At 48.3% G+C, this 23006-nt stretch carries 22 protein-coding genes, 2 pseudogenes and 2 riboswitches; of the genes and pseudogenes, 2 read left to right on the top strand and 22 right to left on the bottom strand.

The features are described from left to right. Window positions 1-15: 15 nt before the first annotated feature. Window positions 16-1755: an adenine deaminase C-terminal domain-containing protein gene (locus MKY62_RS03565; RefSeq protein WP_003179556.1), complete on the bottom strand. Its 1740-nt coding sequence runs from the start codon at window positions 1753-1755 to the stop codon at window positions 16-18. Window positions 1756-1880: 125 nt separating this feature from the next. On the opposite strand from MKY62_RS03565, the gene MKY62_RS03560 reads away from it, so the two are divergent. Beyond that, window positions 1881-2111, top strand: a complete 231-nt coding sequence (locus tag MKY62_RS03560; protein ID WP_003179554.1) for a DUF2892 domain-containing protein — start codon at window positions 1881-1883, stop codon at window positions 2109-2111. A gap of 78 nt (window positions 2112-2189) precedes the next feature. On the opposite strand, the pseudogene MKY62_RS03555 reads toward MKY62_RS03560, so the two are convergent. The 4 genes and pseudogenes from MKY62_RS03555 to MKY62_RS03540 form a co-directional block, all read right to left on the bottom strand. Further along, window positions 2190-2330 (bottom strand): annotated as a pseudogene (locus MKY62_RS03555) (hypothetical protein); the annotation flags it as partial. A 9-nt stretch (window positions 2331-2339) separates the two neighbouring features. Next, a pseudogene (locus MKY62_RS03550) lies at window positions 2340-2606 on the bottom strand (transposase); the annotation flags it as partial. A 102-nt stretch (window positions 2607-2708) separates the two neighbouring features. Further along, window positions 2709-3155 carry a DUF6376 family protein gene (locus MKY62_RS03545; RefSeq protein WP_059261135.1) on the bottom strand — a complete coding sequence of 149 codons (447 nt, stop codon included), beginning with the start codon at window positions 3153-3155 and terminating at the stop codon, window positions 2709-2711. A gap of 695 nt (window positions 3156-3850) precedes the next feature. Continuing rightward, window positions 3851-5074 carry a cytochrome P450 gene (locus tag MKY62_RS03540; protein WP_003179546.1) on the bottom strand — a complete coding sequence of 408 codons (1224 nt, stop codon included), beginning with the start codon at window positions 5072-5074 and terminating at the stop codon, window positions 3851-3853. Window positions 5075-5212: 138 nt separating this feature from the next. Between MKY62_RS03540 and MKY62_RS03535 the strand changes: the two genes are divergently transcribed. After that, entirely contained in the window at window positions 5213-5791 is a 579-nt protein-coding gene (locus MKY62_RS03535) for a TetR/AcrR family transcriptional regulator C-terminal domain-containing protein (RefSeq protein ID WP_011201578.1), read from the top strand. 49 nt (window positions 5792-5840) lie between these two features. Here MKY62_RS03535 and purD read toward each other — a convergent pair whose 3' ends face one another. The 17 genes from purD to MKY62_RS03450 form a co-directional block, all read right to left on the bottom strand. After that, on the bottom strand, window positions 5841-7109 hold the full coding sequence (purD, locus tag MKY62_RS03530) for a phosphoribosylamine--glycine ligase (protein WP_003179540.1): 1269 nt from the start codon (window positions 7107-7109) through the stop codon (window positions 5841-5843). A gap of 13 nt (window positions 7110-7122) precedes the next feature. Then, window positions 7123-8661, bottom strand: coding sequence for a bifunctional phosphoribosylaminoimidazolecarboxamide formyltransferase/IMP cyclohydrolase (gene purH, locus MKY62_RS03525; protein WP_003179539.1), 1539 nt, complete (start codon window positions 8659-8661; stop codon window positions 7123-7125). Next, complete coding sequence (gene purN / locus MKY62_RS03520) at window positions 8658-9245, bottom strand: phosphoribosylglycinamide formyltransferase (protein ID WP_003179538.1); 588 nt, start codon at window positions 9243-9245, stop codon at window positions 8658-8660. Before purN ends, purH begins: the two co-directional genes overlap by 4 nt. Continuing rightward, window positions 9242-10282 carry a phosphoribosylformylglycinamidine cyclo-ligase gene (purM, locus tag MKY62_RS03515; protein ID WP_011197613.1) on the bottom strand — a complete coding sequence of 347 codons (1041 nt, stop codon included), beginning with the start codon at window positions 10280-10282 and terminating at the stop codon, window positions 9242-9244. The genes purN and purM overlap by 4 nt, the downstream gene beginning before the upstream one ends. A gap of 123 nt (window positions 10283-10405) precedes the next feature. Then, complete coding sequence (purF, locus tag MKY62_RS03510) at window positions 10406-11836, bottom strand: amidophosphoribosyltransferase (RefSeq protein WP_003179536.1); 1431 nt, start codon at window positions 11834-11836, stop codon at window positions 10406-10408. Then, the gene (purL, locus tag MKY62_RS03505) at window positions 11812-14040 is read right to left on the bottom strand and encodes a phosphoribosylformylglycinamidine synthase subunit PurL (protein WP_059261164.1); all 2229 of its coding nucleotides are present in this window, start codon (window positions 14038-14040) and stop codon (window positions 11812-11814) included. Before purL ends, purF begins: the two co-directional genes overlap by 25 nt. Further along, entirely contained in the window at window positions 14024-14707 is a 684-nt protein-coding gene (gene purQ, locus MKY62_RS03500) for a phosphoribosylformylglycinamidine synthase subunit PurQ (protein ID WP_003179533.1), read from the bottom strand. The genes purL and purQ overlap by 17 nt, the downstream gene beginning before the upstream one ends. Further along, window positions 14704-14958: a phosphoribosylformylglycinamidine synthase subunit PurS gene (gene purS / locus MKY62_RS03495; RefSeq protein WP_003179532.1), complete on the bottom strand. Its 255-nt coding sequence runs from the start codon at window positions 14956-14958 to the stop codon at window positions 14704-14706. Before purS ends, purQ begins: the two co-directional genes overlap by 4 nt. A gap of 1 nt (window position 14959) precedes the next feature. Continuing rightward, window positions 14960-15676 (bottom strand): phosphoribosylaminoimidazolesuccinocarboxamide synthase, encoded by a 717-nt coding sequence (gene purC, locus MKY62_RS03490; protein WP_003179531.1) that lies wholly within the window; start codon window positions 15674-15676, stop codon window positions 14960-14962. 74 nt (window positions 15677-15750) lie between these two features. Then, on the bottom strand, window positions 15751-17046 hold the full coding sequence (gene purB, locus MKY62_RS03485) for an adenylosuccinate lyase (protein ID WP_003179530.1): 1296 nt from the start codon (window positions 17044-17046) through the stop codon (window positions 15751-15753). Continuing rightward, window positions 17043-18185, bottom strand: a complete 1143-nt coding sequence (gene purK, locus MKY62_RS03480; RefSeq protein WP_011197611.1) for a 5-(carboxyamino)imidazole ribonucleotide synthase — start codon at window positions 18183-18185, stop codon at window positions 17043-17045. The genes purB and purK overlap by 4 nt, the downstream gene beginning before the upstream one ends. Then, entirely contained in the window at window positions 18178-18666 is a 489-nt protein-coding gene (gene purE / locus MKY62_RS03475) for a 5-(carboxyamino)imidazole ribonucleotide mutase (protein ID WP_003179528.1), read from the bottom strand. Before purE ends, purK begins: the two co-directional genes overlap by 8 nt. Window positions 18667-18802: 136 nt before the next feature. Continuing rightward, window positions 18803-18905: riboswitch (purine riboswitch) on the bottom strand. Between the two features lie 78 nt (window positions 18906-18983). Continuing rightward, the gene (locus MKY62_RS03470; protein ID WP_003179527.1) at window positions 18984-19181 is read right to left on the bottom strand and encodes an NETI motif-containing protein; all 198 of its coding nucleotides are present in this window, start codon (window positions 19179-19181) and stop codon (window positions 18984-18986) included. Beyond that, the gene (locus MKY62_RS03465) at window positions 19181-19735 is read right to left on the bottom strand and encodes a DUF5698 domain-containing protein (RefSeq protein WP_003179524.1); all 555 of its coding nucleotides are present in this window, start codon (window positions 19733-19735) and stop codon (window positions 19181-19183) included. Before MKY62_RS03465 ends, MKY62_RS03470 begins: the two co-directional genes overlap by 1 nt. Before the next feature lie 185 nt (window positions 19736-19920). Next, window positions 19921-20109, bottom strand: a complete 189-nt coding sequence (locus tag MKY62_RS03460) for a hypothetical protein (RefSeq protein ID WP_003179522.1) — start codon at window positions 20107-20109, stop codon at window positions 19921-19923. Between the two features lie 121 nt (window positions 20110-20230). Then, window positions 20231-20989: a hypothetical protein gene (locus MKY62_RS03455; protein ID WP_003179521.1), complete on the bottom strand. Its 759-nt coding sequence runs from the start codon at window positions 20987-20989 to the stop codon at window positions 20231-20233. Between the two features lie 216 nt (window positions 20990-21205). After that, window positions 21206-22528, bottom strand: coding sequence for an NCS2 family permease (locus MKY62_RS03450; RefSeq protein WP_011197610.1), 1323 nt, complete (start codon window positions 22526-22528; stop codon window positions 21206-21208). A gap of 132 nt (window positions 22529-22660) precedes the next feature. Next, window positions 22661-22762: riboswitch (purine riboswitch) on the bottom strand. Window positions 22763-23006: the final 244 nt, after the last annotated feature.

The following is a 23006-nucleotide window of genomic DNA, read 5'->3' as shown; positions in this document are numbered from 1 at the left end:
CCGCTCTTTTATATTTTAACGCATTATCGATGGAAAGAGTACAGTTTTTTTCATCACATCAAAGATCCCTTTCGGCGTCACCCTGATATAAGGCAGATGGGTGCTTTGCAAAAAGAGCAGGGTGTAGATCGGGTCGTCGAACGTATAGCCTCTTTCAAACAGAAGCTCTTTTAACGCTTTTTCCCTTTCAAGCACCTTTTCATACGTCTCAATTGATGCGCCGCCGCTTAAATGAAGAGGAATTTCGTGCAGAATTTTTCCGTTTTCCGCTAATACGATACCTCCTCCGATTTCTTTCATCCGTTTGAAGGCCAAAAGCATGTCTTCCTTGTTTTTGCCGATCGCGATAATGTCTCCCGTTGTCGAATAGGAGCTGACGAAACCTTGGATGCGGGTTGCAAAGCCTTTCAGCATCGTATTGACACGCCACTTTCCGTATTTGTCGAACAGCGAGAGATAGCTTTCATCATGATCAAAAGAAAGCTGGTTCACAGAGTTGTCAATCTCAATCGTATAAGGCTCCATAATGACGGAATTCCTCATTTTCAAGCCGAGCGGCATGGAAAACTGCAAATCATCCATCGTTAGATCATATGAAAGGTTCAGAGGGACAAGACCCCCTTTTTGCCAATCCGGAACTGAAAACGCATTCATATTTATGCCGCCTGATTTGATCAGCCGACCTTTTGCCAAAACCGTCTCCGGATTCGGTTCATCAGGGCTATTCAAAATGTTGAGCGTCGCGTATCTGCCCGGTGCAACCACCCCAAGGATGTCCTCCATATGGTAATACTTCGCGATATTAAACGAAGCCATATTATAGGCGTCGATCAGCGGCACGCCCTCTTCGATGGCGATTTCAATCAGCTTGTTTGTCATGCCTTCTTTATAAAAGTTCGGCGTTGCGCCGTCCGTTGTATAAAACATATGGTCATAATGGTGAAAGCCTTCTTCGTGCAGCTCGCGCAAAATTTTTCGCAAATCAGGGCGGATGGAAGACTGCCTCAAGCCGACGTGGTAACCAAGTTCAAGCCGCTTCAGCACTTCCTTTCCAGTCATGGCTTCATGATCGGCGTCAGCGCCGAAAAGCTTCATCTTCGTCAGCGTTTTTTCCGATGCCCCCGGAAAATGGCCCTCGATCCGCTTTCTCCTTCTTTTCGTGCACTGCATGCAATGAAGGATCAGATCATCGCCGTCCAAAAGGCGCGGCCAGCCTGTCATTTCTCCTCCCTGGATGACATCCGGGTGTTCTCCCCAATGTTTTCGGTAATCGATCGATAAGATTTGATCTTCATTCAACACTTCGGTCTGCAAGTCATACCTTGACCACCAATAGTAGTGGACAGGCTGTTTTTTCAGTTCCTCCAGTATAGAAAACGCTTTCTTTTTTCCGCAATGTAAAAGCAGAAACAAGTTGTCATTTACGAATGTGGTCGTTCCAAACTGTGACACATATTCGGCCAAAGTTTGGGGATTATAAATTTGAAAAGGATGTACATGCGGCTCAATATACCCGGGTACAATGTATTTTCCTTCACAATCTATTGTAGTTTTAACAGCCGTCTTCGGCAAGTCACGGCCGACATAAACGATTCTGTCATGATGAATCCATACGTTTGCTGGAATCCATTGCTTTACATACGGGTTCAGTACAGATGCATTTCGTAAAAGGAGCGTTGGCTGCAGCCTTGAACTTACAACATCAACTTGCGATCTGATGTGCTTGTTTTTCCAAATTAAGGTGCGTTCGGACATTCACATACTCTCCTTTACATGTAATGATCCTATGTTAACACATTTACTATCGTCACGCATTACCAATCCGTTACAATTTTTTGAAAAAACACTTTATTTAATTATTTAAATAGGAGGAATAAAGTATGAAGCAAAACATCGGACTGTTTGACGCCGTTTTTCGGATTGCCTGCGGACTGACGATCCTGTCGGCGGCAGCGGCAAAGTTTACGAGAAAACCGTGGTGCAGAATGACGCTTTTCTGCATGTTTATGGGGGCGATGAAGGCCGCTTCCGGCATTTTACGATTTTGTCCCATGACATATGTTTGCCAAACGTATATGAAGCAACAGGGAGAGACTGGCGAACAATCATAAAAAGCACCTTTTATAGGTGCTTTCAGACCGTTGACAAAATAGGTCGGATTTCTAAGATCCGACCTATTTTTGTCCAGTTTATTTTGTTTTTTCGATGAAAAGGCTGGCGATTAGGGCCTTTCCACGTCCAATTCGCCAGTTTTTTAGATTCATGGCAGCGAAAACAAGCATCGCCTGCATGGACAATTTTTTCTTTCCCCGCAGGGTTGTCCAGCGCAGGCCACGCTTGTGTTTTAAATCCGCAAAAACCCGTTCGATGGTTTCGCGCATGGAGCGATGCCCAAACACGTATTGAATCAGAACCATTTTGATCAATACAACGGGATCAATGCTTGGACGTGCTTTTGAAGAATAAAGAGGGGCAACTTTTTCATAAATAAATGAAAAATCCATGGCTTCTTCCATCTTCCTGACCAGTTGATCTTCAGGGACAAGTTCACTTAAGGCAACGACTTCAAGCTGTTTACGCTGATCTTTTGAGTGCTTGGGCAACATAATCTAGATTCCACTCACATTTTTTTAAAAAAGCTTGTCGATGAAGCCACTTTTTATGACTTTGTCGACAAGCCGAAACATCCCAAACCGGGATGCTTTTTTCTATTCGGTCAATTTTTCAATCTGGCCCATCACATCGCTGATCTGCTGAGCGCTTTGCACCAATTCTGACTGCTCCAGCTTCTCGACTGTTAATTTTCCTTCCTCAACACTTTTCAAAACATCCTCAGCGCTTTTTTGCAGTGTTTCATTATGCTTCTCGATGGTGTTATGAACCTCGGCTGCGGCATCAGGAGGGGTTAATTCATTAAAATCGGCTGCAGCCTGCTGGATAGACTCAAGCTGAGTTTCCAGCTTTTCTTTTGCACCCGTGTCGTTTACAGCCTGTTCAGCCAAGGAAGGCGCCTCCTCCGCAAATGTCTTCACTTTTTGGATATAGCCGGCCGCTTCATTTGTATAGTTCAATCCGTCATTCACCTGATCAAGCATTCCGCATCCGCCCGCACCTAAAAGGCCAATTCCGGCAAGAACTATAAGAACTCTTTTCATTGTTTGCCTCCTTATCGTTTCTTTTTCATTTTTTCTTTCAAAATCGGAATTAATTTTTCTTTCGCCAAAGGCAGACCTTTCTTCACCAATTCACGCTTCAGCCATTTCCCGAGCTTAGACACGGTCAGTCTCCTTTCCCTTTTGATAAAAATGAAAAAACTCCACCGATTTGGTGAAGTGGATAAACAAAAAGACCTTCACCAAATCAGATTTGGCAAAGGTCTCGCTAACAATTAGATTGCCAGTAAAGCCGAGGATCTAGGACATCCCGTAATGACGACTTTACTGTGACAGCTACTCCCCTTTGGAGTATTCATTTTTATTACTTTCATTTTAAAGCACGAGGCTTATCCAGTCAAATTCCTGCTGACCGGCTTATGCAATGAAAGAAATGCCCTGTCCGTAAAAAAACACCTTCTTGGGAAAGAAGGTGGCAGATTGTTGACGAAATCCTAAAACGGTTTAAAGTTTTAGGATTTCGTCACCTTTTCAGCGTGATTGAAAACCTTGCAGTCTAGGAAGGCCGAGCATCGGAGCGGACTTTCACAGGAGGTGATGACGGCGGCGTTCAGGCAGGACGCCTGGGCGGTTAGCCGCCGATCCTTCCTCTATTCGTGAGCACCGACTTAGCAGGCCTGACAACGAATGCGAGGGTTTGTCGACACGCTGAAAGCACCTTTTCGGTGCTTTTCTAATTAGTTAGGCGCCGTTTCCCCTGCTGACTTCACCCGCAGACGGAAATGTTTCAAGCCGTACATGCTGCTGTCGGCCATCGGCACGACCGCAAGCTTTTCCATCGAGGCATACTGCTTTAAGAGCGCCTCAATGGCGATCGCCGCTTCCAGCCTTGCGAGCGGGGCGCCCAAACAAAAGTGGATGCCGTGCCCAAATCCGATATGCGGGTTCGGATGGCGGTGAATATCAAATTCGTGCGCCCTCTCAAATTTCGTTTCATCACGGTTGGCAGAAGCAAGGAAAGCGATCACACCTTCTCCTTTTTTCAAGCTTACTCCTCTGATCTCGGTATCCTGTTTAACGAAGCGCACAATCATCGGCGCTGGCGCCCGGAAACGGACGGCTTCCTCGACTGCCTGCGGAATCAGTTCAGGATGCCTGGCGAGCTCGTCATACACGCCCGGTGTTTCGAGATTGCTGTAGACCGCATTTGAAACTAAATTCGTCGTCGTTTCATTCCCCGCCATCAAGAGCAGATTGCAAAATGGAACCAATTCATCAGGGGACAGCTTGTCCCCTTCTTGTTCGGCTTTGATCAAAAGCGAAATCAGGTCATTGCCGAGGTTTTGTCTTTTCTCTTCAATCATCTTTTCAAAGAATGCGGTCAGCTCTTCTTCGCCTTGGTCCCTGATGTTTTTCCACTCGTTCACATCTTCCGGCCGATCGCTCTTCGGCAGGCTGACCAACAGGTCGGACCATTCTTTGAAATGATGCTTATACACCGAAGGAACGCCGAGCAATTCCGAAATGACGATTACGGGCAACGGATATGAAAAATCCTGTACAAGGTCGATCTCTTCCCTGCCGCGGACATCAGCGAGCAATTCATTCGTCAGTTCGCGAATGCGCGGCTCCCACTCCTTCATGACGCGCGGTGTAAAAGCCTTGTTGACGATCGATCTGATTCTCGTGTGTTTCGGCGGATCCATGCTGATCATCGTTTTCGCAAACGTATTGCCAGTTCCAAGCTGAGGGAATTGATTTGAAAAAAAGTCTTTGTCGCTGATCACTCTTTTGACATCGTCATAGCGGAACACACTCCACACTTTGCTGTCTTCATCATAGTGAATCGGTGATTCGGTGCGCATTTTTTTATACCACGGAAACGGATCATACGGGTCTTGTCTGTTCTTTCCGTTAATCAGCGCTTTCTGAATGGGGTTCTGCTGTTTTGTTTGACTCATTCGCTTTCACTCCTTCGGTTGCTTGTCAGCTGATTCATGAAGTTCAATATGTTAGTTTTAAATTAATAGATTCCATCTGGCCATTCAACCAACAAATGGCAAAGAAGTGTCGAAAAAGTGATTGAGGAGGCGGCTGAATTGGCTGACAGCTACCGCGGGGACAAGCGGATCACAAAATCGAAAACAAACTTAAAAAAAGCCTTGTTTGAACTGCTTGCTGAAAAAGAATGGGGAAAAATCTCTGTGCAGGATATTACGCAACGGGCAAACTTGAATCGAACGACATTTTATCAGCATTATCAAGATAAATACGATTTGCTTCATCAACATATGAGGGATATGTTTGAGGCGATGAAAGAGGATATTTTTTCGCCGCTTGATATAGATAGCAGCGGGAAAAAGCCAGAAGCATACTGGTATGTGCTGCGCTTTTATCATCATTTGCAACAGAACAGCGGCGATTTTGCGATTATCATCAACAGAAGATATGAGCTGAACATTAAGGAGCTGCTCAATGATTTTTGGAATGACAGCTTTTTGACGGGAATCAAAAAAACGGCAGCTGCTGATACTGACCGCTCAGTGCCTCTCGACATTCAGCGGCGGTTTGTGATTTCCGCCTTCGCGGGCACAGCCGCATGGTGGCTTGAAAACGGCATGCCTTATCCGCCCGAATTGATGGCTGAATCGATGATCAAGATCATCCAAAAAAATTGAGCTCAAAAAAAGAGACAAAACGGGTGCTCCCGCTCTGTCTCTTCACCTATTATTTCTGTGCTGCCTTGAGCGCACGCGAGCCGATGTCCATCCGGTAAAACAGCCCCGGTTTTCTTACTCGATCCACCGCTTGATAGGCTGCTTCCCTTGCCGCATCAAACGTCTCTGCAAACGCGGTGACATTGGCGACGCGGCCGCCGTTCGTCACAAACTGATCGCCGCTTTTTTTCGTGCCTGCGTGAAAGACGACGGTCTGCTCCATGTCAGGCTCAAGCGTGCCGATCGGCGCGCCTTTTTCATAGCTTTCCGGATAGCCGTCAGATGCAAGAACAACGGTGACTGCCGCCGTATCCTTCCACTTCAGCTCCACTTCTCTGTCTGCGAGGAGATCAACCAAGACCTGGACAAGGTCTGATTCAAGACGCGGCAGGACGACCTGGGTTTCGGGATCCCCGAATCTCGCGTTGAATTCGATCACTTTTGTTCCTTTTTCGGTCAGCATTAACCCGGCATACAAGACTCCCGTAAACGAACGGCCTTCTTTAACCATCGCTTCGGCCGCCGGCTCCAAAATCGTTTTAACGGCGTCTTCGACGACCGCATCCGAAATCTGCGGCACCGGAGAATACGCGCCCATTCCCCCTGTATTCGGGCCCTTGTCTCCGTCAAATGCCCGCTTGTGATCCTGTGCAATCACCATCGGATACACTTTCTCACCTTTGACAAAAGCCATCAGCGAAAATTCTTCACCGCTCAAAAATTCCTCGATGACGACAGATGCGCTTGCTTCGCCGAACTTTTCATCTTCTAAAAAGTCATGCAGACACTGAACCGCTTCTTCGGCTGTCATCGCGACTGTGACGCCTTTTCCGGCGGCAAGCCCGTCGGCTTTAATAACGATTGGAGCGCCTTTTTCCTCAACATACGCCTTTGCGTTTTCAAAAGATGTAAACGTTTCGTATTCTGCTGTCGGAATCTGGTATTTTTTCATAAGATCCTTGGCAAACTGCTTGCTTCCTTCAATCACAGCTGCATTTTTCGACGGTCCAAACACCGGAAGGCCCGCTTCTTCAAATGCATCAACAAGCCCTTCGATTAAAGGGACCTCAGGACCGACGATCGTCAGTCCGATATTGTTTTCCTTTGCGAAAGCGAGAAGCCCTTCGTGATTGCCTTCGTCAAGATCAACGAGTACGGCGGTCCCGGCCATTCCGTCATTGCCGGGCGCCGCATATACAGTGCCGACAAGAGGGCTTTGCGCCGCTTTCCAGGCGAGCGTGTGCTCCCTGCCGCCTCTGCCGATAATCAATACGTTCACGCTGGTCACTCCCTTAATGTTTGAAATGGCGGATTCCGGTGAACACCATCGCGATCCCGTATTCATCCGCTTTTTTAATTGAATCTTCATCACGAACCGAGCCGCCCGGCTGAATGATTGCCGTCACACCGGCTTTAGCCGCTTCTTCGACCGTATCAGGCATCGGAAAGAAGGCATCTGATCCGAGCGCGCTTCCTTTTGCTTTCTCCCCGGCTTGCTCAATTGCGATTTTCGCCGAGCCGACGCGGTTCATTTGCCCGGCGCCGACGCCGATCGTCATATCGTCCTTTGCCAGGACAATCGCATTCGATTTGACGTGCTTCACGACTTTCCAAGCAAGCTTCAGGTCAGCCCATTCCTGTTCGGTCGGCTCCCTTTTCGTCGGAATCGTAATGTCAGCGTCGTCAAAGCCGTGCATATCCAGATCCTGAATCAAGAGCCCGCCTTGAACAGATGTCAGCTGTTTTTCGTTTTTCACAGGCTGATTGACATCGAGGGTCAAGAGGCGAAGGTTTTTCTTGGATGTTAAAATATCAAGCGCTTCTTGGCTGAATGCCGGCGCGATAATGATTTCCAAAAAGATTTTGTGAAGCGTTTCAGCAGTCGCTTTGTCCACTTCGCGGTTCAGGGCGATGATGCCGCCGAAAATCGATGTTTCGTCAGCGGCGTATGCTTTGTTAAACGCCTCTTCGATCGTGTTGCCCGTCCCGACGCCGCAAGGGTTCATATGCTTGACGGCAACCGCAGCCGGCTCGGTGAACTCGCGGACAATTTGAAGTGCCGCATCCGCGTCTTTGATGTTGTTGTAGGAAAGCTCTTTTCCGTGCAGCTGTTCAGCTGAAGCGATCGACCCTTTGACAGGGAGCGCGCTTTGATAAAAGACTGCTTCCTGATGCGGATTTTCGCCGTAGCGGAGCGATTGTTTTTTCTCAAAAGTGACGGTGAACTGTTCAGGCTCTTTTTCACCGGTTACATTTGTTAAATAGTCAGCGATCAACGCGTCATATGCTGCCGTGTGGCGGAACACCTTCGCCGCAAGCTCGCGTTTTTTCTCAAGAGAGACGCTGCCGTTTTCTTTCAAGTCGTTCAGCACAGGGCTGTAATCGCGGGGATCGACGATGACCGCCACGTCCTGGTGGTTTTTCGCTGCAGCGCGAAGCATGCCGGGGCCGCCGATGTCGATATTCTCAATCGCTTCTTCGAATGTGACATCTTCTTTAGAAACCGTTTCTTTAAAAGGATATAAATTGACAACGACAAGGTCGATCGGCTGGATACCCTGCTCATTCAGCTGCGCCATGTGCTTTTCGTTGCCGCGTACGGCAAGAAGCCCGCCGTGAATATTCGGATGAAGGGTTTTCAGACGGCCGTCCATGATTTCGGGAAAGCCCGTCACTTCAGAAATGCCGATGACGTCAACGCCGTTTTCCTGAAGAAGTTTGCTTGTGCCCCCTGTTGAAATCACTTCAACGCCAAGCTCTGTCAATTCTTTTACAAAAGGGACAATGTTCGTTTTATCAGATACGCTGATTAATGCGCGTTTGATCGTCATTCCTTTTCACCTCTGCCATTTAGTTCAAGAAGCTCTTTGATTACTTCGGGATAAAGTTCATGCTCCAATTTGTGTATCTTTTCTTCAAGAGACGCGAGTGTTTCGCTTTTTTCAAGCTCAACGGCGCGCTGGGCGATAATCGGACCGGTGTCCATGCCTTCGTCAACGTAGTGAACCGTGATGCCTGCCACTTTCACGCCTGCTCTGTACGCTTGTCCGACCGCGTCGATGCCGGGAAACGCCGGCAGGAGCGACGGATGGATGTTGATGATTTTATTCCGGTAAGCCGAAAGAAGCGTATCGCCGATCAGCCTCATATACCCCGCCAGCACAATCCATTCCGCTCCGTGAAGGCGGAGCTGTTCAACGATCACTTGTTCAAATGCAGCTTTATTGTCGAACGATTTCGGCTGGAAGGCGAACGACGGGATTCCGGCTTTTTCCGCCCTTTCAAGCACTTTCGCATCGGGCTTGTCACAGACGACGAGGACAATTTCGGCATCCCAGTTCTCTTCTCTCATTCTTCTTTCGATTGCTTCAAAATTCGTTCCGCTTCCTGATGCAAATACCGCGAATTTTTTCATGAAAGACCGGCACCGCCAAACACAACGCCGCTTCCGGCTTTCACTCTGCCGATGAGATAGGCTTTTTCACCGTTGTTTTCGAGCGTTTGGATCACGTCTGTCATATCCTCTTCTTTCACCGCAAGAACAAAGCCGATTCCCATATTGAAAACATTAAACATTTCCTCGGATTTCAGGCCGCCTTTCTCCTGAATGAACGGGAAGATAGGAGGAACGGGCCAGGAGCCGATGTCGATTTCAACGCCGAGGCCATCGGGCATCATGCGCGGCAGGTTTTCGATAAAACCGCCGCCGGTCACGTGCGCCATGCCGGCGATTTTGCCTGATTTCACCGCTTCAAGGACAGGCTTGACATAGATTTTCGTCGGCTCTAAAAGCTCTTCGCCAAGAGGCCGTTCAAAAGGTGCATACGTCTCATCAAGGTTCAGACCGGCATCTTCAAGAAGAACTTTCCGAACGAGAGAGAAGCCGTTGCTGTGAAGGCCGCTTGAAGATAGTCCAATTAAAAGGTGCCCTTCGCTGATATTTTCGCCCGTGACGATGCCATCTTTTTCGGCAGCTCCGACCGAGAACCCGGCGATATCGTATTCATCCTCTGTATAAAGCCCCGGCATTTCCGCCGTTTCTCCGCCGACAAGCGCTGATCCCGACTGTACGCAGCCTTCTGCGACGCCTTTTACGATCTCTTCAATTTTGACGGGATCGGCTTTTCCGACCGCAAGGTAATCGAGGAAGAAAAGCGGCTCCGCTCCTTGAGCGAGCACATCGTTGACACACATCGCGACGGCATCGATGCCGATCGTGTCATGCTTGTCCATCGCAAAAGCGAGCTTCAGTTTTGTGCCGACACCGTCCGTTCCCGAAATGAGAACCGGCTGTTTGTACGGCAGTTCCGACAGGTCAAACATGCCGCCAAACCCGCCAAGTCCGCCCATTGCGCCGATTCGCTTCGTTCTTTCCACATGTTTTTTCATTCGTTTTACGGCTTCATATCCGGCTTCAATATCAACCCCGGCGTTTTTATAGCTTTCAGACAACACAATCACTCCTTATTCCGCGCTTGTCCATTCGTGATATTCAAAATCAAAAGAGCAGCCGCATTGCCTCTGCTGCCCTTTATTCATTTCAGCAGGCCAGGCGCTTCAATCGCGCCGGCCGGTTTATTTTGTCAAAACGATTTCTTTCACGTGAGGAAGAACAGTATCCTGATAAATTTCGGTCGGATATTTTCCTGTAAAACAGGCCATGCACTGGCCGCAGTTTTCACCTTCATACTGTCTTCCGATCCCGGAAAGGAGTCCTTCAATGCTCAAGAATGACAATGTATCGGCGCCGATTTCCTGACGGATTTCTTCCACTGAATGAGAGGACGCGATCAGTTCTTCGTGCGTCGATGTGTCAATTCCGTAAAAGCACGGATGGGCAATAGGCGGGGAACTGATTCTGACGTGCACTTCCGTCGCTCCGGCTTCGCGCAGCATCGTCACAATCCTGCGGCTCGTCGTGCCCCTCACGATTGAATCGTCCACCATGACGACGCGCTTTCCTTCAACGACCCCGCGGACGGCTGACAGCTTCATTCTCACGCCCTGCTCCCTGAGCGACTGTGACGGCTGAATGAACGTTCTGCCGACATAGCGGTTTTTGATCAATCCGAGTTCGTAAGGAATTCCCGTCGCTTCGGCATAGCCGATCGCCGCTGAAATGCTTGAGTCAGGAACGCCTGTCACCACATCTGCTTCAATGCCTGATTCCTCGGCGAGCTTTTTGCCGAGATTCTTTCTCGCGCTGTGGACGTTAATGCCGTTAATATTGCTGTCAGGTCTTGAGAAATAAATGTACTCCATGCTGCAGATCGAACGGTTGATGTTGATGGAGAACCGCTCTGACTTCATGCCTTCATCATTGATGATCAGCATCTCGCCCGGTTCTACATCGCGCAGATATGTCGCGCCGACCACATCAAATGCGCACGTTTCAGAAGCGACGACGTACGCGTCGCCAAGCATTGCGACAGATAGCGGTCTGAGTCCGTTCGGATCAAGCGCCACGATCATTTCCTTTTCCGTCATGATCAGGAAAGCATAAGCGCCTTTCAGCATAGAAAGAGCGTTTTTGATTTGATCTTTCAGCTCGAAGTGGCCGCTTCTTTTAATTAAATGGGCGAGCACTTCCGTATCTGAAGACGTTTGAAAAATGCTGCCCTGGTTTTCAAGCTGCTGTTTTAGCTGAGTGGCGTTCACTAAGTTTCCATTGTGCGCAAGCGCAAGGCTGCCGTTGTTTTGCGAATGGAAAAGGAACGGCTGGACGTTTTCGAAGCCGCCGCCGCCCGCCGTTGCATAGCGGACGTGGCCGATCGCTCCCTTTCCTTTCACCTTTTTGAGCTCACCGTTTTGAAAAACTTCGGTAATCAGCCCCTGGCCTTTGTGGGCGGACATTTTTTCGCCGTCTGTCGCGACGATGCCGGCGCCCTCCTGGCCTCTGTGCTGAAGGCTGTGAAGGCCGTAGTACGTAATTTGCGGTGCTTCTTCATGCCCCCAAATCCCAAATACGCCGCATTCTTCATTTAAGCCTTTGATTTCAGCAAGCATGGGATAGCTCCTTTCCATGCGCTTTCGAGCTCTTCTGTCTGCGCATGAATCCATTGTTGTCCTTCCTGGCTTTGAACAGCCAGCACGCTGTCTGACGTTACTTCACCGATTAGATCGGCGTCTTTGACAAGCTTTTCGAACGCTTCTTGATGGTCTTTTTTCACAGAGACGATAAACCGTGATTGTGTTTCGCTGAATAACAATGCAGGTTCGCCTGCAAGCGTCACATGGGCGCCGAGCCTTTGAGAAGATATAACGCTTTCCGCCAGCGCCACGCCGATGCCGCCTTCTGAGACGTCATGCGCCGATTGAACGAGTCCGGAGCGGATCGCTTTCAGAAGAGCTTTTTGACGCGATTGTTCGACATCCAGGTCAATCGCAGGCGCTTTGCCGTAAATCTTTCCTTCGGTCAGTTTTTGCAGCTCGCTTCCGGCGAACTCAGGGAATGTTTCGCCGATGACATAAATCAAATCGCCCGCTGCTTTAAAGTGCTGTGTCGTAATATGCTCCGTATCTTCGATCAATCCGACCATTCCGATGACAGGCGTCGGGTAGATCGCGCTTCCGTTTGATTCGTTGTAGAGAGAGACGTTTCCGCCGATGACCGGTGTGCTGAGCACGTTGCACGCCTCGCTGATCCCGTCTGCCGCTTTTTCGATCTGCCAGAAGATCTCCGGCTTTTCCGGATTTCCAAAGTTGAGGTTATCCGTAACGGCAAGCGGTTCTGCTCCGGAGCAGACGATATTGCGGGCCGCTTCTGCGACGGCGATTTTCCCGCCTGTTTCCGGATCAAGGTACAAGTAGCGGGCATTGCAGTCCGTTGTCATGGCGAGCGCTTTTTTCGTGCCGCGAATCCTGAGGACGGCTGCATCAGAGCCCGGTGCGACAACCGTGTTCGTCCTGACCATGTAGTCATATTGGTCATAAACCCATTCTTTGCTCGCAATGGTCGGCTGCTTTAGCAGCTCGAGAAGCGTTTCTTTCGCATCTTCGACTTTTGGTGCAGGGACGTCTGTTTCAAGGAACTCTTTGTAATAATCCGGTACTTTTGACGGCTTATGGTAAACAGGCGCTTCCTCTGCAAGAGCATCGACCGGAAGCTCGGCAACCATTTCTCCGTTATGGAAAAGGCGCAGCATCTTGTCATCAGTCACATGGCCGACAGCAACGGCTTCAAGATCGTACTTGTCAAAAATATCGATGATTTCCTGTTCGCGGCCGCGTTCGATAACCAAAAGCATGCGCTCCTGGGATTCCGAAAGCATCATTTCGTACGGCGGCATGCCTGTTTCGCGCTGCGGAATCAAGTCAAGGTTCATCTCGATCCCAGACCCGGCTTTGGATGCCATTTCCGCGCTTGAACTTGTCAGGCCTGCCGCACCCATGTCCTGAATACCGACCAAAGCGTCAGATTTGATGACTTCCAGACACGCTTCAAGAAGCAGCTTCTCCATGAACGGATCGCCGACTTGAACGGCCGAGCGCTTTTCTTCTGATTGGTCAGACATTTCCTCTGAGGCGAACGTTGCGCCGTGGATGCCGTCGCGCCCCGTTTTCGCGCCGACGTACATGACGGTATTGCCGACGCCTTTCGCCTGCCCTTTTTTAATATCTTCATGGTTGATTAAACCGACACACATCGCGTTGACAAGCGGATTGCCTTCATAGCAGCCGTCAAACTGAACTTCCCCGCCAACGGTCGGAATGCCGATGCAGTTTCCGTATCCGGCAATGCCCGCGACTACTTCTTCAAACAAGTACTTCACACGCGGTGAAGTGAGTTCGCCAAACCGGAGAGAGTTCAAAACAGCGATGGGACGCGCGCCCATTGAAAAGACGTCGCGGATGATGCCGCCCACACCCGTTGCAGCTCCCTGATAAGGCTCAATCGCTGACGGATGGTTGTGCGATTCGATTTTGAAGACAACCGCCTGATTGTCGCCGATATCGACGATTCCTGCGCCTTCCCCCGGTCCTTGCAGGACGCGTTCGCCTTTTGTCGGGAACTTTTTCAGGATCGGCTTGGAATTTTTGTAGCTGCAGTGCTCTGACCACATGACTGAAAAAATCCCGATTTCCGTATAGTTTGGAAGCCTTCCGAGAATCGATTCAATCATGGCAAACTCGTCATCGCTGACACCCATTTGCTGATAAAGTTTCTCTTCCTTAATTTGTTCTTGACTTGGTTCAAGCAGTAGCGACATGAGTTTCCCTCCAATTTTTCACGATAGATTGAAACAGTTTAAGACCGTCGGCGCTTCCGAGCAGAGAATCGACTGCGCGTTCTGGGTGAGGCATCATGCCTAATACATTGCCTTTTTCATTGACGACGCCTGCAATATCGGCGACGCTTCCGTTGATATCCGTTCCGTATGTGAAAGCGATTTGATTGTTTTCTTGTAATCCGGCAAGCGTTTCTTCATCACAGTAGAAGTTTCCTTCGCCGTGAGCGACCGGAATCGTGATGGATTCGCCTTTGCCGTAGGAAGATGTAAAAAGCGTTTCATTGTTTTGGACGATCAGTTCAACCGGACGGCAGATAAATTTCAAATCTTTGTTGCGTCTCATTGCGCCCGGCAAAAGACCGAGCTCCTGCAAAATTTGAAATCCGTTGCAGACGCCGAGCACCGGCTTCCCTTCTTCAGCCGCTTTTTTGACGGCCGGCATAATATTTGCGAAGCGGGCGATCGCGCCGCATCTTAAATAATCACCGTATGAGAATCCTCCCGGAATGAGGACGCCGTCATATTCATCAAGACTTGTTTCTGTATGCCAGACGTATTCAGCTTCTTCGCCAAGCTCATCCTTAATCGCGTGGAACATATCGATATCGCAGTTTGAGCCAGGCAGCACAATCACCGCAAATTTCACTGTGCGACAACCTCCTCGACTTCGTATCTGTAATCTTCAATCACCGTGTTGGCCAAAAGTTTTTCGCACATTTCTTTGACGAGAACGTCAAGGTCGCGGTCCGATTTTTCGATTGTGAGCTCCATGTATTTGCCGATGCGGACGTCCTGAACTTCTTTGTAGGACATGCTGTGCAAAGCATGCTGAACGGCGCTCCCCTGAGGATCTAAAACACTCTCTTTTAAGCTGACATACACTTTCACTTTGTACATATTACATGCCTCCAAGTCTTTTGAATATTTCTTCGTATGCATCCGTCAATCCGCCCAGATTTCTTCTGAACACATCTTTATCAAGCTTTTCATTCGTTTCTTGATCCCACAGCCGGCACGTATCCGGGGAAATCTCATCGGCCAGCAGGACCTCGCCGTCTTTATCGAGCCCGAACTCAAGCTTGAAATCTATCAATCTGACATCGCAAGCCGCGAAAATCGTCTGCAGCTCTTCGTTTACCTGTCTCGTAATCGATTTGATTTTCTCCACCTGTTCAGGCTCAGCTGCTTTTAAAATCCGGATATGGTCTTCTGTGATCAACGGATCACCGAGCGCGTCATCCTTGTAGTAAAACTCGATAATCGGCTGCCCCAGCTCCGTGCCTTCCGGAATGCCGAGCCTTTTGGACATGCTTCCGGCAACGACATTGCGGACAACGACTTCAAGCGGGATGATCGTCACTTTTTTAATGAGCTGCTCCGTTTCAGAAATTCGTTCAACAAAGTGGTTGTTGATTCCCTTCTCGTGAAGCCTTGTGAAAATCAGGCTGGAAATTTCGTTATTTAAACGGCCTTTTCCGTCAATCTCGGCTTTTTTTTCTCCGTTAAAAGCCGTCGCTGAGTTTTTGTATTCGACAAACAAAGTGTTGTCATCATCCGTCCGGTAAATCTTTTTCGCTTTTCCTTCGTATAAAAGTTCATTTTTCACAATATTCACAGAAGGCCTCCTAACCCGAATGTTGGAAATATTTAAGCACTTAGACCCCCGCCTGTAAAAGCGGGCGGTCTATTCTATGCCAAGCCTAAACGTTCAAAAATGTAGTCGACATTTTTCAAGTGGTAATTGTAATCAAAGCAGTCGTTAATTTGTTCCGGAGACAGTCGGGACGTAATTTTTTCCTCAGCCTCGACAAGCTGGCGGAACGGCACTTGTTTCTCCCATGCTTCCATTGCTTTCGGCTGAACGGTGTCATACGCTTCTTCGCGCGCCATGCCGGTATCAATGAGAGCGAGAAGGACGCGCTGGGAGTAGATCAATCCGAGTGTGCGGTCCATGTTGCGCTTCATGTTTTCAGGGAACACGGTCAAGTTTTTCACAATGTTGCCGAAGCGGTTCAGCATGTAATTCAGCGCGATCGTCGCATCAGGCAGAATGATGCGCTCTGCTGATGAATGCGAAATGTCGCGTTCATGCCAAAGCGGTACATTTTCATAAGCGGTCAGCATGTAGCCGCGGATGACGCGCGCCATTCCCGTCATGTTTTCCGAACCGATCGGGTTGCGTTTATGCGGCATGGCAGATGAACCTTTTTGGCCTTTTGCGAAAAATTCTTCGACCTCGCGTGTTTCGCTTTTTTGGAGGCCGCGGATCTCAACGGCGAATTTCTCGATGCTTGTCGCAACAAGCGCCAGTGCAGCCATGTAATCGGCGTGGCGGTCGCGCTGCAGCGTCTGCGTTGAGATCGGCGCAGCTTTTAAGCCGAGCTTCTCACATACGTACTGCTCGACGAATGGATCGATGTTCGCGTACGTTCCGACGGCGCCTGAGATTTTACCGACTTCGATGCCTTCTTTCGCTTGCTTGAAGCGTTCCAGGTTGCGCTTCATCTCTTCATACCAAAGGGCGAGCTTTAAGCCGAATGTCGTCGGTTCTGCATGCACGCCGTGTGTGCGCCCCATCATCACCGTATATTTATGTTCCTTTGCTTTTTCTTTCAAGATGTCAATAAACCTCTCAATGTCCTTGAGCAAAATCTCGTTCGCCTGTTTTAATAGATAAGAAAGAGCGGTATCGACCACATCTGTTGATGTCAGTCCGTAGTGCACCCATTTTTTCTCTTCGCCAAGCGTTTCCGATACGGCGCGGGTAAATGCGACGACATCATGGCGCGTGTCCTGCTCGATTTCGAAGATGCGGTTGATGTCAAATGACGCTTTTTCCCTTAAAACCTTCACATCTTCTTTCGGAATGACGCCGAGCTCAGCCCAAGCTTCACAAGCCAGTATTTCAACTTCAAGCCATGCTTGGAATCTGTTTTCATCTGTCCAAATCGCAGCCATTTCCGGTCTTGAATAACGTTCGATCATTGTTTTCGTCCTCCATCTCTTTCAATCCACTTTTCTGTCATCTGCCCGATCCATTCATTGTCGGGTGTTCTTAAAAATGTGATGTGCCCCATTTTGCGGCCTGGTTTGACTTCATGCTTTCCGTATATATAAAGCTTCGCTTCTTTTAAAAGTTCGGGATCTTCTTCAGCCATGTACACTTCGTCCCCGAGAAGGTTCACCATCATCCCTTCCTTCAGAAGATCCGTTTTACCGAGCGGCAGCCCGCAGACCGCACGAATATGCTGTTCAAACTGGCTCGTTTCGCAAAGATCAAGGGTGTAATGGCCGGAATTATGCGGCCGCGGCGCCAGTTCATTGACGAGAAGGCCGCCGTCTTCCTTCAGGAAAAGCTCAACGGCCAGTGTTCCGACAAGCTGAAGCTTTTCGGCAAGCCTGAGGGCAAGTGCTGCCGCTTGTTCCTGAATCGCCTCATCGACCCGGGCCGGGACGATGCTCTGGAATAAAATATTTTGTTTATGGATGTTTTCTGCCGCCGGAAAGACGGTTGTCTCTCCGTGAACCGATCTTGTCACGATCACGGACAATTCCATTTTGAAAGGAACCCAGCTTTCCAAAATGCATGTGCCGTGCTGTAAAAGAGCTGCGGCTTCCCCGATTTGTGCTTGTTCTTTCAGGACGTGCTGCCCTTTTCCGTCATACCCGCCGCGGCAAGTTTTCAGCACCGCCGGAAGACCGAGCTCCGCTACGGACGCTTCCAATTCCGCCCGGTCGTGAATGATCCGGTACGGCGCGACTTTACAGCCCGCTGATGCAATCGCTTTTTTCTCGGTCTCCCTGTTTTGCGTAAGGAGCAAAAGCTCGCTCCCCTGCGGAAGGTAAGCGTGCTCCTTCAGCCAGTTCAGCGCGTCATAATCGATGTTCTCGAATTCGTAAGTGATCACGTCGCTCGCTTCGGCAAGCTTCCGTATCGCTTCCCCGTCATTATAGCTAGCCGTAATCTCAAGGTCGGCGACCTGGCCGCACGGTGATGAAGGAACAGGATCAACCACCGCGATTTTATAGCCCATTTGTTTGGCCGCGACGGCCATCATTTTGCCCAGCTGTCCGCCTCCGATAATGCCGATTGTCGCTCCCGGAAAAATCGTTTGTTTATACAAGCTGATCACTGCTTTCCAACACGGTTTGTCTGATGCTTTCCCTTCGTTCGTCCAATCTTTCGGCAAGCTCTTTGTCAAAAGCTGACAAAATCTGCGCCGCAAGCAGTCCTGCGTTGACCGCTCCCGCTTTGCCGATGGCAACGGTCGCAACGGGTACTCCGCCCGGCATTTGAACGATTGAAAGCAGCGAATCGAGACCGTTCAGCGCTTTTGACTGAACCGGCACACCGATGACGGGCAGCGTCGTTTTGGCTGCGACCATTCCCGGCAGGTGAGCGGCTCCGCCCGCTCCGGCAATGATGACTTTCAAGCCTCTTTCCCGAGCCTTTTCGGCATATTCAAACATTAAATCAGGCGTCCGATGTGCGGAAACGACCTTTTTTTCGAACGGAATTCCCAGTTCATCGAGTATGCCGCAGGCATGTTTCATCGTTTCCCAGTCAGATGTGCTTCCCATGATAACACCAAGAAGAGGCTGCATATCCTTTTGTCCCACCTTTAGCTGTTATTCTTCGCAAATAAAAAGCCCGGCATGTATTGCATTTGTAGGAAGCAACACAAACCGGGCATGGCGCGTGTATCGTCAGTTAGTCCGCTTCTCGCGATCTCCATGTCAGTTTATTGTCCACTTTCCTGCATAGTCCGATGATTTACGGTCATCGGGTAGAGACTTATGGGCCATATTCCCAAGATTATATGAGGATGTGTTTTCATGTCATGTTTATCTTAACAACGGACTGTGATAATGTCAACGACATTATCGAACGATAGTATATTTTGTTGTTCTAATGTTCGGGTTTAGAGTAATTTCCCTTCGAATATAATTTTTCTTCCGCACGGAACAACCTGAATCGTTCCATTTTCCTTTGTTTCTTTGAAGACCGGCTCCTCCATTCGGCGCACCGGCGTGTAGCCTTCTTCCTGCATCTTCGTCAACACGGTTTCGATCGTTTCGCCTTCCGTTACTTCAAAGCGCTTTTTTTTCGGCTTTGTCATTATTCTTTAATTCTCCTTTTCTTTACGGCTTTAACCCAGAATCCGCCGTGTATCGTCTTCGGTTCGTAGGAAATGATAAATGCTTTTGAATCGATTGATTTAATTGTTTCGTACAGCTGCAGCTCGTATTTTCTCGGCGTCAAAATCTGCATCGCCGTTCTGTCTCCCTCAAGTCCGCCGACGACCCAATGGGTGACCCCGTAGCCTTTTTCCCTGAGCTGTTTCGGCAGATCCAAATCAAGCTCTTTCGTAATGGCGTTAACGGTAATATAGCCCAAAGCGAGCTTTTCTTCAATCTTCGTGCCGACGATGATGCCGATTCCAAATCCAACCGCATAAGCGATCACGTTTTGGATTTGATTTAAATTATCTAAAACAAGACCCAGCCCGACGACGTAAACAAGCATTTCGATTGTCCCGATAAAAGCGGCGAGATACCGCTGGCCTTTTAGAGTCAGTATCATGCGAAGGGTTAAAAACGTTACATATATAATATTGATAACCAGAATAATTCCAACCATGATCACACCGTTCAATAGTGCTGAGTGAAGCAATTGAAATCCCTCCTTTAGATGCAAAGCAATCATATTCTACTAGAGAAATTCTCCATACACAATCCTGTAATGGCCCTGCTTCACCACAAAATTTTTCGACATTGCTCACTTCCATCAGTTTACCCTTTTTCTGCCGGTTTCAAAGCATTTAAACGCCATTAAAAAAGACGTTCAAATGAACGTCCTTAGAGCTGGTGTTTATGATCCCGCTGACGAACTTCATCTAATTTGTGCAGCTTCCGGTGTTCCTTTTCCAAATCGCTCAGCGTGTATGACGAGAGGTCTTTCAAATTGTCCAGCCGTCCTGGTTTTGCGAGCTGCCTGATTAAATACTCCTTTTTTTGCTTTACAGCTTTTCGAAGAAAGTTAGCCATCGATCACTCCCCCATCCGTTCGTATGATTGGTTACAATATAATACATATTATTCTTATGAGTCAACTCAGAATTAATGTTAAGAAAAAACCGGTTCTTCTTAAAGAACCGGCTGTATCTCCTTATACAGGGATAAGCGAGGACAGCAAGTATCCGCCCACCAGCTTCCAAGTTGCCCCAACGAATACCAATTCAAGCAAAAAGACGGTAAACACGCAGTACATCAGGTCAAACCGCGGTTTTTCGCTTTTTTCATAAATTGATTGAATCAATGTAAAAGTGCCGAAGGTCAATCCCATAAAGATGACGATCGAGAGAATCACCGTCGCGGCCGTGAAGTTGATAATCGCGAAAATCATCCACAGAGCGGCGGGGACGATAAACGGAACCAGTAAAGAGCCGTACTTTGCCGTGATATCGAAAAATGAAGCTTTATACCTGAGCATAAAATTCGATACAGCCCAGCTCGCTGCCGCCATCCAAAACATGAAAGCCATGCAGTAGATAAACACAACCAAAAACACTTCCATAAACGGCACCGACACGCCGAACCCGAGAATTCTCCCCCGGCCCGCAAGCAGCTGATAAAAGTTGCCGAGCGAAAAGAAAACAGCTAAAAGCGTCATTGAAATAACGGAATACTTAAAATAAGACCGGTCATAATCAAGTGCAGTGCGCACCGGGGACTTTAAAATATCGAGCACAAAGCTGAAATAACGGAACAAAGCGGCAATCACACTCTCCATCACCGATTTGACTTTTGCTGCAGACGGATTCGTCTCCTTGCTCTTCTTCGCTTTTTTCCGGGAATTCCTCGACATCCTCGAAGCAGGTTCTTGTTCTATATCATCTTCGTTTCGTTTGTGATGTTCTTCAATCATATAAGCAACTCCTCTTCTATTCAAAAGCTTTACATAAATGAAAAGCACTTTTATAAATTACATAAGCTGTGTGAAACAGTCAAGACAAACCTCTTTTTATCATAGATGCAGCAGCCCTTATATATGACGAAAAACGAAGGCGGAAGGTTCCGATTTTGATGAATTGGAAATAAAAAAAGGCGCTCGTTCAAATGAACAAGCGCTTTTTCCTACAGCCTATTTCAAGAAAATGAAATAAAGAATAAATACGACAGCCAGTCCGTACATAATCGGATGGATCTCTTTTGCTTTGCCTTTAAAAATCATCGTGATCGGGTAGAAAATAAATCCGATCGCGATTCCGGTGGCGATGCTATATGTCAGCGGCATCGCGATCATCGTGAAGAATGCGGGCACCGCAATCTCAAATTTGGTCCAGTCGATTTTGTTGAGATTCGCCACCATCAGCACGCCGACGATGATTAAAGCAGGCGCCGTCACTTGTGAAGTGATAACGCTGAGTACGGGCGAGAAGAACAGCGACAGCAAGAACAAAACGCCGGTTACAATCGCCGCAAAACCGCTTCTCGCTCCGGCCGCTACCCCGGCGCTTGACTCAACATAAGCGGTCGTTGTCGATGTACCAAGGATCGCTCCGGCCACAGTTGCGGAAGAATCGGCAAGCAAAGCTCTTCCCGCGCGCGGCAGTTTGTTATCCTTCATCAAACCGGCTTGTGATGCAACACCCACCAAAGTACCGGCCGTATCAAAAAAGTCGACGAATAAAAACGTTAAAATGACGACAAGCATTTGCACCGTAAAGATATCATGAAGGTGGATAAAGGCTTGTCCAAATGTTGGCGCAAGACTAGGAACGGCACCGACGATTTTGTCAGGAACGTCAATCTGTCCGAAAATCATGCCGACAATCGCCGTGATCAGCATCCCGAAGAAAATGCCGCCGTTGACGCGCAATACCATTAAAATGACAGTGATGATCAGTCCGAAAACAGTCAAAAGAACGGGACCTGAATGAATATTCCCAAACGACACAATCGTATCCGGGTTGGATACGACGATTTTGGAGCCCTGCAAACCGACGAAAGCGATAAACAGGCCAATCCCCGCACCGACAGCCATTTTCAGCTCATAAGGAATCGAATTGATAATTTTTTCCCTTAAACCGGATAGCGAAAGAACGATAAAAATAAGTCCGGAAACCATAACGCCTGAAAGAGCCGTCTGCCAAGGAATCTGCATATTCAGGATGACTGAGAATGCAAAGAATGCGTTAAGCCCCATTCCGGGCGCCAGAGCGATCGGATACTTCGCGAGCAGCCCCATGATAAAACAACCGACGGCTGCTGCAACCGCGGTTGCCGTAAAGACCGCGCTTTGATCCATTCTCAATGCATCCGGGAAATTTTCCACCGACGCCAGAGAAAGGGTAAGCGGGTTGACGATCAAAATATATGCCATGGACAAAAATGTGGTGAGTCCGCCGATCATTTCTCTCCGATAATTTGTGCCCAATTCTTCAAACTGAAAGTAACGCTTCAAAATGGTATACTCCTCTCGTTTGTCTGTCGCTTTTATTGTTTCATAAACCTTTGCTTTTAAACAAAAAACGCCCCAACTGGCGGGACGCTTGACTACGGCATATTTCATACTGAAAAAATGATTTTTCACGGATAAAATATTGTATACAAGCGTAGTCAAGCTATTTACGGTAGCTTGGTAGAAACTTATGGGCCATATCCCCATGATTATACGACAAGTCTTTTTTAAATTACTATACTATTGTAGCAATATCTAACGTTGAACACAATACAAAAAAACGAACATTCATGATTTTAATGTTCGCTTCGTTCGTTGTTTTTCCAAATTCTGATCGTGGTCTGAAGGGGCTCAATCCCCGGTTTTCTTTCAATTCAAATAAAACACGCTCTTTTTTTAGCGTGATATTCTGTTTCCGCGTCATATCCTCCGACAAGACCGCGCTTCGAACACCGTTTGAACTGTATCGTAGACTTTAATG

Origin of the sequence: Bacillus sp. FSL R7-0646 (assembly GCF_037969865.1) — a bacterium.
Taxonomy (GTDB): domain Bacteria; phylum Bacillota; class Bacilli; order Bacillales; family Bacillaceae; genus Bacillus; species Bacillus licheniformis.
This window is presented reverse-complemented; position numbering and strand designations above follow the sequence as displayed.

Coding starts and splice junctions, on each gene's coding strand:
- MKY62_RS03560 (WP_003179554.1), top strand. CDS start 1,881: ATGAAGCAAAACATCGGACTGTTTGACGCCGTTTTTCGGATTGCCTGC.
- purB (WP_003179530.1), bottom strand. CDS start 17,046: ATGATCGAACGTTATTCAAGACCGGAAATGGCTGCGATTTGGACAGAT.
- MKY62_RS03540 (WP_003179546.1), bottom strand. CDS start 5,074: ATGAGTCAAACAAAACAGCAGAACCCCATTCAGAAAGCGCTGATTAAC.
- MKY62_RS03455 (WP_003179521.1), bottom strand. CDS start 20,989: ATGATTGAAGAACATCACAAACGAAACGAAGATGATATAGAACAAGAA.
- purE (WP_003179528.1), bottom strand. CDS start 18,666: ATGCAGCCTCTTCTTGGTGTTATCATGGGAAGCACATCTGACTGGGAA.
- MKY62_RS03470 (WP_003179527.1), bottom strand. CDS start 19,181: ATGACAAAGCCGAAAAAAAAGCGCTTTGAAGTAACGGAAGGCGAAACG.
- purH (WP_003179539.1), bottom strand. CDS start 8,661: ATGACGATCAAACGCGCATTAATCAGCGTATCTGATAAAACGAACATT.
- purS (WP_003179532.1), bottom strand. CDS start 14,958: ATGTACAAAGTGAAAGTGTATGTCAGCTTAAAAGAGAGTGTTTTAGAT.
- MKY62_RS03460 (WP_003179522.1), bottom strand. CDS start 20,109: ATGGCTAACTTTCTTCGAAAAGCTGTAAAGCAAAAAAAGGAGTATTTA.
- purL (WP_059261164.1), bottom strand. CDS start 14,040: ATGTCGCTACTGCTTGAACCAAGTCAAGAACAAATTAAGGAAGAGAAA.
- MKY62_RS03565 (WP_003179556.1), bottom strand. CDS start 1,755: ATGTCCGAACGCACCTTAATTTGGAAAAACAAGCACATCAGATCGCAA.
- MKY62_RS03545 (WP_059261135.1), bottom strand. CDS start 3,155: ATGAAAAGAGTTCTTATAGTTCTTGCCGGAATTGGCCTTTTAGGTGCG.
- purF (WP_003179536.1), bottom strand. CDS start 11,836: ATGCTTGCTGAAATCAAAGGCTTAAATGAAGAATGCGGCGTATTTGGG.
- purN (WP_003179538.1), bottom strand. CDS start 9,245: ATGAAAAAATTCGCGGTATTTGCATCAGGAAGCGGAACGAATTTTGAA.